The organism is Leclercia sp. J807, assembly GCF_009734465.1.
In the GTDB taxonomy this organism is placed as follows: Bacteria; Pseudomonadota; Gammaproteobacteria; order Enterobacterales; family Enterobacteriaceae; genus Enterobacter.
Genome location: NZ_CP046446.1, coordinates 4,131,282 through 4,143,658 on the forward strand (window position 1 = coordinate 4,131,282; position 12,377 = coordinate 4,143,658).

Here is a 12,377-nt window from a genome sequence, read left to right on the forward strand (position 1 = left end):
CTTCACGACGTCATCGCACAATAATACTCAAATTCCGGGCAAGACGTTGAAGGTTGTGCAAAAAAGTGAGGGGTAAAACAGGCGATGCGCCTCACTTCCCGGGCAGGGAAGTGAGGCGGGAGGGGTCAGGAGCGCTTCAGCAGCAGCCAGAGGCTGATCACGAAGAAGGAGGCGCTCGGTAGCAGCGCGCCAATCACCGGCGGTATACCGTACACCAGCGTCAACGGGCCGAAGATTTGGTCCAGAACGTAGAAGACAAAGCCGAAGCTGATACCTGTCACGACACGCACCCCCATCGGGACGCTACGCAGCGGACCAAAGATAAACGACAGCGCCATCAGCATCATTACCGCCACCGAGAGCGGCTGGAAGACCTTGCTCCACATGTTGAGCTGATAACGTCCGGAATCCTGGCCGCTCGATTTCAGGTACTTCACGTAGTTGTACAGGCCGCTGATGGAGAGGGCATCCGGATCCAGCGCAACCACACCGAGCTTATCCGGCGTCAGGTTGGTTTTCCATGTGCCAGAGACCGTTTGCGACCCGGTGATCTGTTTTGGATCCTGCAGGTTTGATTCATCTACCTGCGACAGACGCCAGACCTTGTTATCAGTATCAAACGTGGCCGACGCGGCGTAACGCACCGCCTGCAGACGACGCTGATCGTTAAAGCTGTAAATGCTTACCCCGCCGAGGGAGTTATCGCCCGTGACGCGTTCGATGTAGACAAAGTTATTGCCATCTTTCGCCCACAGCCCCTGCTGGGTAGAGAGCAACGAGCCGCCATACATCATTTGCGCGCGGTAGTTACGCGCCATCTGTTCGCCCTGTGGCGCAACCCACTCCCCCATCGCCATGGTCAGCAATACCAGCGGGATCGCCGTTTTCATGACGGAGAGCGCCACCTGCATACGGGTAAAGCCGGAGGCCTGCATGACCACCAGCTCACTGCGCTGCGCCAGCATCCCCAGCCCCAGCAACGCCCCTAACAGCGCCGCCATCGGGAAGAAGATTTGCACATCTTTTGGAATGCTGAGCAGGGTATACATGCCCGCGCCCATGGCATCGTAGCTCCCCTGCCCGGCCTTTTTCAGCTGGTCCACAAACTTGATGATGCCGGAGAGCGACACCAGCATGAATAAGGTCATCATGATGGTGGTGAAAATGGTTTTACCGATATAGCGGTCAAGAACGCCAAACGCCTGCATTACACCGCTCCTTTACGCATAAACCGGGCCCGCACGCGGCGCATCGGCACGGTGTCCCACAGGTTGAGGGCAACGGCCAACAGCAGATAGAGTCCGTTAATTACCCAGGTCCAGATAACCGGGTCAATTTTTCCTTTGCCGCCGTTCGATTTGATCGACGTTTGCAGCAGGAAGAACACCAGATAAAGCAGCATGGCGGGCAGCATGGAGAGCACCCGTCCCTGACGTGGGTTTACCACGCTAAGCGGCACCACCATCAACGCCATCATAAAGACGGTAAACACCAGCGTGATTCGCCAGTGCAGCTCCGCGCGGGCGCGATTGGTATCGGTATTGATCAGCGTACGCATGTCCATCTGCTCGGTATCGCTGGGATCCAGCGCAACCGCCTGATGACCAATAATTGCCTGATAGTTCTGGAAGTCAGTGATGCGGAAATCACGCAGCAGCGCCGTGCCTTCAAAGCGGGTGCCTTTGTTCAGCGTCACAATCTGCGAACCGTCTTTCCCCTGCGCCAGCTGACCGGAATCGGCCACCACGACAGAGGGACGGGCATTGCCCTTGGGACGGATTTGCGCGAGGAACACATCGTTAAAGCGGTTGCCATCCACGCTTTCGATAAACAGCACGGAGTTACCATCCGTTGCCTGCTGGAACTGCCCCTGGGCCAGCGCGGCCATACCGGGGTTGGCTTTCGCCTCCGCCAGCACTTCATCCTGATGGCGAGAAGAGACCGGACCGGCCCACATGACGTTTACGGCGGCCACGATGCCGGTGAATAACGCCAGGAGCATAGCGGCTTTAACCAGAACCGCTTTGCTCAGACCGCACGCATGCATGACGGTGATTTCACTTTCGGTATAGAGTTTACCGAGCGTCATCAGCAGTCCGAGGAAAAGGCTAAGTGGCAGGATAAGCTGCGCCATTTCAGGCACGCCCAGCCCAAGCAGAGAAAGCACCAGATTTGTGGGAATTTCGCCATCAACAGCCGCGCCGAGGATCCTTACCAGTTTCTGACAGAAAAAGATCAGAAGCAGTATGAAGAGTATCGCCAGCTGGCTTTTGAGCGTCTCCCGCACCAGATATCTTATGATTATCACATTAAATACGCCCGTAAAAACCCGTCTCTTTGCAGGAAAATCGCTTGTTTCATGGCTTAAACGTCATTTATTCTCTTGAGTCGTCGAAATCATCGCTAAGATTAGAACACCCGACGGATTCGCGCTTCAGGAGTTATTATGACGTGCCGAAACCGTAATAACGTAAGATTAACACGAAGTCACCGCAACAGCGGGTACGAGTTACGAAAGGTTTCAATTCTATCCGTAGCTGCCGCTGTTGTCTTTAAGATTCAGGAGCGTAGTTCATGGAGTTCAGTGTAAAAAGCGGTAGCCCGGAGAAACAGCGGAGTGCCTGCATCGTTGTCGGCGTGTTTGAACCCCGCAGACTCTCTCCAATCGCCGAACAACTCGATAAGATCAGTGACGGCTACATTAGCGCCCTGCTGCGCCGCGGCGAGCTGGAAGGCAAGCCGGGCCAGACATTGCTGCTGCATCATGTGCCTAACGTCCTCTCCGAGCGCATCCTGCTGATTGGCTGTGGCAAGGAGCGTGAGCTGGACGAACGCCAGTACAAACAGGTCATTCAGAAAACCATCAATACGCTGAATGATACTGGCTCAATGGAGGCCGTCTGCTTCCTGACCGAACTGCACGTCAAAGGCCGCAATACCTACTGGAAAGTACGCCAGGCGGTTGAGACAGCCAAAGAGACCCTTTACAGCTTCGATCAGCTGAAAACCACTAAAAGCGAACCGCGTCGTCCGCTGCGTAAGATGGTCTTTAACGTCCCCACCCGTCGCGAGCTGACCAGCGGTGAACGCGCCATTCAGCATGGCCTGGCTATTGCAGCCGGTATCAAGGCCGCGAAAGATCTGGGCAATATGCCGCCAAACATCTGTAACGCGGGCTACCTTGCATCACAGGCGCGTCAGCTGGCTGACTCCTACAGCAAAAATGTCGTCACCCGCGTGATTGGCGAACAGCAGATGAAAGAGCTGGGGATGCACTCCTACCTCGCCGTCGGCAACGGTTCACAAAATGAATCCCTGATGTCGGTCATTGAGTACAAAGGCAACCCGGCAGAAGACGTACGTCCGATTGTGCTGGTGGGTAAAGGCCTGACCTTCGACTCCGGCGGTATCTCCATCAAGCCTGCCGAAGGCATGGACGAGATGAAGTACGACATGTGCGGCGCGGCGGCGGTTTACGGCGTAATGCGCATGGTGGCCGAGCTGCAACTGCCAATCAACGTGATTGGCGTGCTGGCGGGCTGTGAAAACATGCCGGGTGGTCGCGCCTATCGTCCAGGTGACGTCCTTACCACCATGTCCGGGCAGACCGTTGAAGTCCTGAACACCGACGCCGAAGGCCGTCTGGTGCTGTGCGACGTGCTGACCTACGTTGAGCGCTTCGATCCGGAAGCGGTTATCGACGTAGCAACCCTGACCGGCGCCTGCGTGATTGCCCTGGGTCACCACATCACCGGCCTGATGTCGAACCACAACCCGCTGGCGCATGAGCTGATTGGTGCCTCCGAGCAGGCGGGCGATCGTGCATGGCGTCTGCCGCTGGGCGATGAGTATCAGGAGCAGCTGGAGTCTAACTTTGCGGATATGGCGAATATCGGCGGTCGTCCTGGCGGTGCTATCACCGCGGGCTGCTTCCTGTCGCGCTTTACCCGCAAGTACAATTGGGCACACCTGGATATCGCGGGCACCGCATGGCGCTCCGGTAAAGCCAAAGGCGCAACTGGCCGTCCAGTGGCTCTGCTGTCGCAGTTCCTGCTCAATCGCGCCGGTTTTAACGGCGACGAGTAAGGGTAAATGCCGGGTGGCGGCGTCGCCTTACCCGGCCTACAAACGGCAGTAAACCGTAGGCCCGGTAAGCGTAGCGCCACCGGGCTTAAGCATTTAAAGTCACCACAAGAAACCCCATATATGAAAAACGCAACGTTCTATCTTCTGGACAATGACACCCAACAGGATGGCTTAAGCGCCGTTGAACAACTGGTGTGTGACATTGCCGCAGAACGTTGGCGCGCGGGTCTTCGCGTGCTGATTGCCTGCGAAGATGAGCAGCAGGCCATCCGTCTGGATGAAGCGCTGTGGGCACGACCGCCGGAAAGTTTTGTTCCGCATAATCTGGCGGGAGAAGGACCGCGCGGCGGTGCGCCGGTGGAGATCGCCTGGCCGCAAAAGCGTAACAGCAGTCCACGCGATATTCTGATTAGCCTGCGCAGCGGCTTTGCAGATTTTGCCACCGCTTTCACAGAAGTGATAGACTTTGTCCCTCACGAAGATTCCCTGAAACAACTGGCGCGCGAACGCTATAAAGCGTACCGCCTGGCTGGTTTTAACCTGAATACGGCAACCTGGAAATAATGGAAAAGACATATAACCCACGCGATATCGAACAGCCGCTTTACGAGCACTGGGAACAGCAGGGCTATTTCAAGCCTAACGGCGATGAAAGCAAAGAGTCCTTCTGCATCATGATCCCGCCGCCGAACGTCACCGGCAGTTTGCATATGGGGCATGCCTTCCAGCAGACCATCATGGATACCATGATCCGTTACCAGCGCATGCAGGGCAAAAACACCCTGTGGCAGGCCGGTACTGACCACGCGGGTATCGCTACCCAGATGGTGGTTGAGCGTAAGATTGCCGCTGAAGAAGGTAAAACCCGTCACGACTATGGCCGCGACGCCTTTATCGACAAAATCTGGCAGTGGAAAGCGGAATCTGGCGGCACCATTACCCGTCAGATGCGCCGTCTCGGCAACTCCGTGGACTGGGAGCGCGAGCGCTTCACCATGGACGAAGGTCTTTCCAATGCCGTTAAAGAAGTGTTCGTCCGTCTGTATAAAGAAGACCTGATTTACCGTGGCAAGCGCCTGGTAAACTGGGACCCGAAACTGCGCACCGCCATCTCTGACCTGGAAGTGGAAAACCGCGAGTCGAAAGGCTCCATGTGGCACATCCGCTATCCGCTGGCCGACGGCGCAAAAACCGCAGACGGTAAAGATTACCTGATTGTCGCGACCACCCGACCAGAAACCCTGCTGGGCGATACCGGCGTGGCCGTTAACCCGGAAGATCCGCGTTACAAAGATCTGATTGGTAAATTTGTGGTGCTGCCGCTGGTGAACCGCCGTATTCCGATTGTGGGCGACGAACACGCCGACATGGAAAAAGGCACTGGCTGCGTGAAGATCACCCCGGCACATGACTTTAACGACTACGAAGTGGGTCGTCGTCACGCCCTGCCAATGATCAACATCCTGACCTTTGACGGCGATATCCGTGAAAGCGCAGAGGTGTATGACACCAAAGGCAACGAATCTGACGTTTACTCAAGCGACATTCCGGCTGAGTTCCAGAAGCTGGAGCGCTTCGCCGCGCGTAAAGCAATCGTTGCCGCTGTCGACGCCCTGGGCCTGCTGGACGAAATCAAGCCGCACGACCTGACTGTCCCCTATGGCGACCGTGGCGGCGTGGTGATCGAGCCGATGCTAACCGACCAGTGGTACGTTCGTGCTGACGTACTGGCGAAACCCGCGGTTGAAGCGGTCGAAAACGGCGACATCCAGTTCGTACCGAAGCAGTACGAAAACATGTACTTCTCCTGGATGCGCGATATTCAGGACTGGTGTATCTCCCGTCAGCTGTGGTGGGGCCACCGTATCCCGGCATGGTATGACAACGAAGGTAATGTCTACGTTGGCCGTACTGAAGACGAAGTGCGTCAGGAAAACAACCTGAGCGCGGACGTGGCCCTGCGTCAGGACGAAGACGTACTGGACACCTGGTTCTCCTCCGCGCTGTGGACCTTCTCCACCCTCGGCTGGCCAGAAAACACCGATGCGCTGCGTCAGTTCCACCCAACCAGCGTGATGGTCTCCGGCTTCGATATCATCTTCTTCTGGATCGCCCGCATGATCATGATGACCATGCACTTCATCAAAGATGAAAACGGCAAGCCGCAGGTTCCGTTCCATACCGTCTATATGACCGGTCTGATCCGTGACGACGAAGGCCAGAAGATGTCCAAGTCCAAGGGTAACGTTATTGACCCACTGGATATGGTGGACGGTATCTCTCTGGAAGAGCTGCTGGAAAAACGTACCGGCAACATGATGCAGCCGCAGCTGGCTGAGAAGATCCGCAAGCGCACCGAGAAGCAGTTCCCGAACGGCATTGAGCCGCACGGTACCGACGCCCTGCGTTTCACCCTGGCAGCGCTGGCCTCTACTGGCCGTGATATCAACTGGGACATGAAGCGCCTGGAAGGTTACCGTAACTTCTGTAACAAGCTGTGGAACGCCAGCCGCTTTGTGCTGATGAACACCGAGGATCAGGATTGCGGCTTTAACGGCGGCGAAATGACCCTGTCCCTGGCAGACCGCTGGATCCTGGCTGAATTCAACCAGACCATTAAAGCGTTCCGCGAGGCGCTGGATAACTATCGCTTCGATATTGCGGCAGGCATTCTGTACGAATTTACCTGGAACCAGTTCTGCGACTGGTACCTGGAGCTGACCAAGCCGGTCATGAACGGCGGCACTGAAGCGGAACTGCGCGGCACGCGCCATACGCTGATTACCGTTCTGGAAGGTCTGCTGCGCCTGGCGCACCCGATCATCCCGTTCATCACCGAAACCATCTGGCAGCGTGTGAAGGTCATTGCCGGTATCAATGCCGATACCATCATGTTGCAGCCGTTCCCGTCCTTCGATGCCACGCAGATTGATGAAGCCGCCGCATCCGATACTGAATGGCTGAAGCAGGCAATCATTGCGGTGCGTAATATCCGTGCCGAAATGAACATCGCCCCGGGCAAACCACTGGCGCTGTTACTGCGCGGTTGCAGCGAAGCGGCACAGCGTCGCGTGACCGAGAACAGCACCTTCCTGCAGACCATGGCACGTCTGGAGAGCATCACCGTACTGCCAGCCGATGATAAAGGTCCGGTCTCCGTGACCAAAATCATCGACGGCGCCGAGCTGCTGATCCCGATGGCGGGCCTGATTGACAAAGATGCAGAGCTGGCACGTCTGGCGAAAGAAGTGGCTAAAGTTGACGATGAAATTGGCCGTATCGAAAGCAAACTGTCCAATGAAGGCTTCGTTGCCCGTGCCCCGGAAGCGGTGATCGCCAAAGAGCGTGAAAAGCTGAACGGTTATGCACAAGCGAAAGCGAAGCTGATTGAGCAGCAGGCAGTGATCGCCGCGCTCTAATCGCACATACAGGCGGAACAAAAAAGCCGGAGTACGCTCCGGCTTTTTTTATTCAGTTTCTATTTTACATAACGAAACCACTGCACAAACGAGTCGTTACATTGGGTTCCGGCTGGCCCTCTTCAATGTCAGTAGACACACTATCCAGATCGCCAACAACAGCAGTATTCTCAGCCAGATAACGTAATAAACCAATTTTTGCCCATGGATAAGCCAGCCCCAGCGTTATAGCCGACAGGAAAACTAAACCTAAAAGGCGCGGAGCCATTCCAGAGAATGTCAGCGTAGAGCGGAATCGAATGCTTTCCCCCAGTACCAGATTATTCATGGCAAGATTACGCAAAGCGCCCCAAAGATACGCCTTCGATAAAACGGCGCCGATCCCCAGAACGAGATAGCAAAAAACAACCCAGCCTGAATTTGTCAATATATATCTCTCCGCTGTACTGCCATTGCATATACCCAGCATACAGCTCGTCATCATCCCGGAAAAAAGGGAAACCAGCACCCAGATAATGAATAAAATAAAGGGGATCATTATTGCCGCGGCCCATAAGAAAATAATGATGCAACGTTTGCTACTAATCAAAATGCTGAATGTATTTGCGCCAAATGAGAGACCATTCCCTATTAACTCCATTAAATGGCTATAAACGAGACCGTAAATGACACTGCTTGCCACAAAAATGAGCAGCAATACCACAGCGGCGCGAAATAGCATATCGCTGAGACTCATTGGATCCCTGACAATCAGACTCAACATCACCGTCACCAGCGCGGCCATCACCACGGGCAGCCCAATCATCACCCACCATGCACGAAGTGCAGACGTTTGAAAATTAAAATGGATGGAATTGAGTGACGTCATCATGAGGTGATAGCTGATCCCCTTTACGATCATAAACGGCAGAGCCAGCAAGATAAAAAGCAGTGTACCGACACCTTCGGCATCCGGGATAATGAAGAGTTGCGCCAGCGATACCAGCGTTAACACGACCAGGATGAAAAGCCAACTGAGCAGGATCGTGCCGCCACGCGCCCTGTAGGCAAAACGCGCCCCTTTTAGCTCCATGTTCTCACAGATATAGCGCCGCGTACGCACCAACGCCCAGGGAATAAATATGCCGAATGTAATAATCGATAAAATGACATTAACTAAACAGATAATAAAATAGGGTTTAACCTGCCCATGAAATATAAAATGTTGCGTGTTATTATGTTGCCCTGATAGTGCACTCATAAATATATCGTCCTTGTATTTTTAATAACAAATAAAAACCCAGCCTTGCTAGAACAAACAAAAGGATATATGGATTTCCGTTGCGTCAGCAATACATTAAACACGTACCTTGCGCCATTAAAAAAATAGTGGTATTAAAGAAACGTATAGTTTTCTGAATTGAAATTGAGTTATTTATGAATCTTGTTGCGCCAAAGACCGCCTCGCTACGCCGCCTCTCTGCGCAGGATAATGCCGCGATAGCCGCTGTTATCCGTCAGGTTTCCGCAGAATATGGCCTGACCGCCGATAAAGGCTACACCGTGGCCGACCCTAATCTGGATGAACTTTTTCAGCTGTACAGCCAGCCGGGTGCAGCCTATTGGGTGGTTGAGCAAGAGGGTCAGGTCGTAGGTGGAGGTGGGGTTGCGCCATTAGTTTGCAGCGAACCCGATATCTGCGAGCTGCAAAAAATGTATTTCCTGCCCGTTGTCCGTGGACAAGGCCTGGCGAAAAAACTGGCATTACTGGCGATGAATCACGCCCGCGCTCAAGGGTTTAAACGCTGCTATCTTGAAACCACCGCCTTCCTGACCGAAGCCATCAGGCTGTACGAGCATCTCGGCTTTGAGCATATCGACCAGCCCCTGGGCTGTACCGGCCATGTTGATTGCGAAGTGCGAATGCTGAAAACGCTGTAACCTCTCTCCTGCCCCCTTCTGTTAAGCGGTTGTAAACTGAATGCTCTACACTCTCAGTTCAACACCACGAAGGGGAAAACTGATGTCAAAGATAAAAAGCTACGCCGCACCGCAGGCGGGTGCAGAGCTTGAGCTGTACGAATACGATGCGGGCGAGCTGAAAGCAGAAGACGTCGAAGTGCAGGTGGATTACTGCGGCATTTGCCATTCCGACCTGTCGATGATCGATAACGAATGGGGCTTTTCACAATACCCGCTGATTGCCGGTCACGAAGTGATCGGGCGCGTTGTTGCCCTGGGCGATGCCGCGCAGGATAAAGGGCTGAAAATTGGTCAACGCGTGGGCATTGGCTGGACAGCCCGTAGCTGTGGTCACTGTGATGCCTGTATCAGCGGCAACCAGATCAACTGTCTGGAAGGGGCCACACCCACCATCCTGAACAACGGCGGTTTCGCCGACAAACTGCGCGCCGACTGGCAGTGGGTCATTCCTCTCCCTGAGCAGATGGATATTGAATCTGCGGGTCCGCTGCTGTGCGGCGGTATCACGGTTTTCAAACCGCTGCTGATGCACCACGTCACCGCCACCAGCCGCGTAGGGGTGATTGGCATTGGTGGTCTGGGCCACATTGCCATTAAGCTGCTGCATGCGATGGGCTGTGAAGTGACCGCCTTTAGCTCAAACCCGGCCAAAGAGCAGGAAGTGCTGGCGATGGGTGCTGACAAAGTGGTCAACAGCCGCGATCCCGAGGCGCTGACCGCCCTGGCGGGGCAGTTCGATCTGATCATCAACACCGTAAATGTCGATCTCGACTGGCAGCCCTACTTTGAAGCGCTGGCCTATGGCGGAAACTTCCATACCGTCGGTGCCGTGCTGAAGCCGCTCCCGGTTCCCGCCTTTACGCTGATCGGTGGCGACCGTAGCATCTCCGGTTCCGCAACCGGCACACCGTACGAGCTGCGCAAACTGATGAAGTTTGCCGGCCGCACCGGAGTCGCGCCGACCATCGAGATGTACCCGATGTCGAAAATCAACGAAGCGATCCAGCATGTTCGTGACGGCAAAGCCCGTTACCGTGTGGTGTTAAAAGCGGATTTTTGACGTGAATGTGCCGGGTGGCGGCTACGCCTTACCCGGCCTACATGTGCTTTGTAGGCCCGGTAAGCGTAGCGCCACCGGGCGTTTGTCTACAATCGCACCAGAGCCGCAAACACCTCGGCCACCGCAACCGCGCCAGGATCGGCAACACCCTGCAGATTCTCCTTATTCACATACGATGAACGTCCCGCCCCGGCTTTGCCCATGCTCGTCGTGGCATCTGCCCCCTCTTTTGCCGCCCTGACGGCAGCCTGAAGCCCCTCTTTCTGCCACGCTTCCAGCGAGGGCTGCAGCGCATCAATCAGCGTGCGATCCCCCAGCTCGGCACCGCCATAGTGCTTCATTTGCGCAAGCCCGGTCAGCAAGGCATCCGGCAGGGGCTTACCGCTACGCAGCCCCTCCCCGGCGGCGGTAAAGAAGATCGACATCAACACCCCGCTTGAACCGCCCATCACCGTCGCCAGCCGCTCACCCACCAGCAGCAACAGCTGCGGCAGATCGTTCAGCGGCAGGCGATCTTCTTCCAGCCATTGCGCAATGTCCCGCGCGCCTTGCGCAAAGGTCGAACCGGTATCGCCATCACCCACTTTCGCGTCCAGGGCGTTAAGGCGGTTTTCCAGGGCGATTAACCGCTCCGCCACCGCAGCGACGTGCTGCGCCACCTGTGCATTTGCCGATGGGGTAAACTCCACGCTGTCGTGCAGCGGAGTGTGCGTTAACGTACGCAGCGGCGCAAAGGCGACGGGCTTTTGCCAGCCCAGCGTCTCCACCGGGGCGTTCAGTGCCTGCTCAAATGTCGCGTTCAGCTTCAGCAGCGATAACGAAAAGCCTTTCATATCCAGCGAGCTCACCAGCGGCGCCGGGCCAATCAAATACGCAATCTGATCCTTCAGGGCGGAATGCGCCAGCTCTTTGGTCAGCAGCGCCATCTCCAGGGCCGACACGCCGCCGAGGTTATTGATCAGGACCGCCAGTCGCCCCTGCCCCGCCTGCGCCAGCAGCGGTTGCACCAGCGTATCGATAATGGCTTTGCTGTTTTGGGTCTCTACTACCGATGCCCCGGGCTCGCCGTGGATCCCCAGCCCCAGCTCGACATGGCCTTTTTTGATGCGCCCCTCTTCGTCATCGCTGCCCGGCAGGTTGCAGGTTTGCATGGCCACACCCAGGCTCCAGAGATTATCGCAGGCCTGGCGGGCCATATCGCGCACCTCGTTTAGCGACTTGCCCTGTTCAGCGGCATACCCGGCGATCTTATGCACCAGCGCGGTTCCGGCGATGCCACGCGGCTGCTTGTTATCCGGCAGGGCAATATCATCGGCCACGATCACCATCTCCACTTTGAGCCCGTAGCGTTTAGCCTTTTCTGCCGCGAGGCCAAAGTTGAGACGATCCCCGGTGTAGTTTTTGACGATCAGCAGACAGCCACGATCGCCCGTGACGGCCACAATGGCGTTCAGCACCGCCTCGACGCTGGGGGACGCAAACAGATCGCCGCAGACGGCCGCGGTCAGCATCCCTTTACCAACAAAACCCGCGTGCGCCGGTTCATGGCCGGAGCCCCCGCCGGATATCACCGCCACGCGACTTTTATCCCAGTCGGCGCGCACCACCACGCGGATAGCCGGATCGATATCCAGTCTGGCGAGATTGCCGTGCGGGGCAGAGATCAGCATCCCTTCAATGGCATCATTCACCAGCTGTTTGCGGTCGTTAAAGAAGAATCTGGACATAACTTTCCAATATGTTGTTAACCGTATGCAAAAGCATAGTCCGCGCTGCGTAATGCGCTGCAAACTAAGAAATTGACACATTCATTTTGCCGTCAGGTTGCCTATACTCCACGCAGGATTCCA

9 protein-coding genes are annotated in these 12,377 nt (G+C 55.7%); 5 read left to right on the forward strand and 4 right to left on the reverse strand.

Annotation, left to right across the window (positions count from 1 at the left end):
* Positions 1 to 125: 125 nt before the first annotated feature.
* Entirely contained in the window at positions 126 to 1,208 is a 1,083-nt protein-coding gene (gene lptG / locus GNG26_RS19580; RefSeq protein ID WP_103177198.1) for an LPS export ABC transporter permease LptG, read from the reverse strand.
* Complete coding sequence (gene lptF / locus GNG26_RS19585; RefSeq protein WP_103177199.1) at positions 1,208 to 2,308, reverse strand: LPS export ABC transporter permease LptF; 1,101 nt, start codon at positions 2,306 to 2,308, stop codon at positions 1,208 to 1,210. The genes lptG and lptF overlap by 1 nt, the downstream gene beginning before the upstream one ends.
* A 266-nt stretch (positions 2,309 to 2,574) precedes the next feature.
* On the opposite strand from lptF, the gene pepA reads away from it, so the two are divergent.
* The 3 genes from pepA (at position 2,575) to GNG26_RS19600 (ending at position 7,505) form a co-directional block, all read left to right on the forward strand.
* Complete coding sequence (pepA, locus tag GNG26_RS19590; protein WP_103824940.1) at positions 2,575 to 4,086, forward strand: leucyl aminopeptidase; 1,512 nt, start codon at positions 2,575 to 2,577, stop codon at positions 4,084 to 4,086.
* Between the two features lie 120 nt (positions 4,087 to 4,206).
* On the forward strand, positions 4,207 to 4,650 hold the full coding sequence (holC, locus tag GNG26_RS19595; protein WP_103177201.1) for a DNA polymerase III subunit chi: 444 nt from the start codon (positions 4,207 to 4,209) through the stop codon (positions 4,648 to 4,650).
* Positions 4,650 to 7,505 (forward strand): valine--tRNA ligase, encoded by a 2,856-nt coding sequence (locus GNG26_RS19600; protein WP_103824941.1) that lies wholly within the window; start codon positions 4,650 to 4,652, stop codon positions 7,503 to 7,505. Before holC ends, GNG26_RS19600 begins: the two co-directional genes overlap by 1 nt.
* Before the next feature lie 64 nt (positions 7,506 to 7,569).
* Here GNG26_RS19600 and GNG26_RS19605 read toward each other — a convergent pair whose 3' ends face one another.
* Complete coding sequence (locus GNG26_RS19605; protein WP_156239825.1) at positions 7,570 to 8,745, reverse strand: YjgN family protein; 1,176 nt, start codon at positions 8,743 to 8,745, stop codon at positions 7,570 to 7,572.
* 176 nt (positions 8,746 to 8,921) lie between these two features.
* On the opposite strand from GNG26_RS19605, the gene GNG26_RS19610 reads away from it, so the two are divergent.
* Both GNG26_RS19610 and GNG26_RS19615 read left to right on the forward strand, forming a co-directional pair.
* Complete coding sequence (locus tag GNG26_RS19610; protein ID WP_156239826.1) at positions 8,922 to 9,425, forward strand: GNAT family N-acetyltransferase; 504 nt, start codon at positions 8,922 to 8,924, stop codon at positions 9,423 to 9,425.
* Between the two features lie 82 nt (positions 9,426 to 9,507).
* Complete coding sequence (locus GNG26_RS19615; protein ID WP_103824944.1) at positions 9,508 to 10,527, forward strand: NAD(P)-dependent alcohol dehydrogenase; 1,020 nt, start codon at positions 9,508 to 9,510, stop codon at positions 10,525 to 10,527.
* An 86-nt stretch (positions 10,528 to 10,613) separates the two neighbouring features.
* On the opposite strand, the gene GNG26_RS19620 is transcribed toward GNG26_RS19615, so the two are convergent.
* Entirely contained in the window at positions 10,614 to 12,254 is a 1,641-nt protein-coding gene (locus GNG26_RS19620; protein WP_156239827.1) for a dihydroxyacetone kinase subunit DhaK, read from the reverse strand.
* Between the last annotated feature and the right edge of the window lie 123 nt (positions 12,255 to 12,377).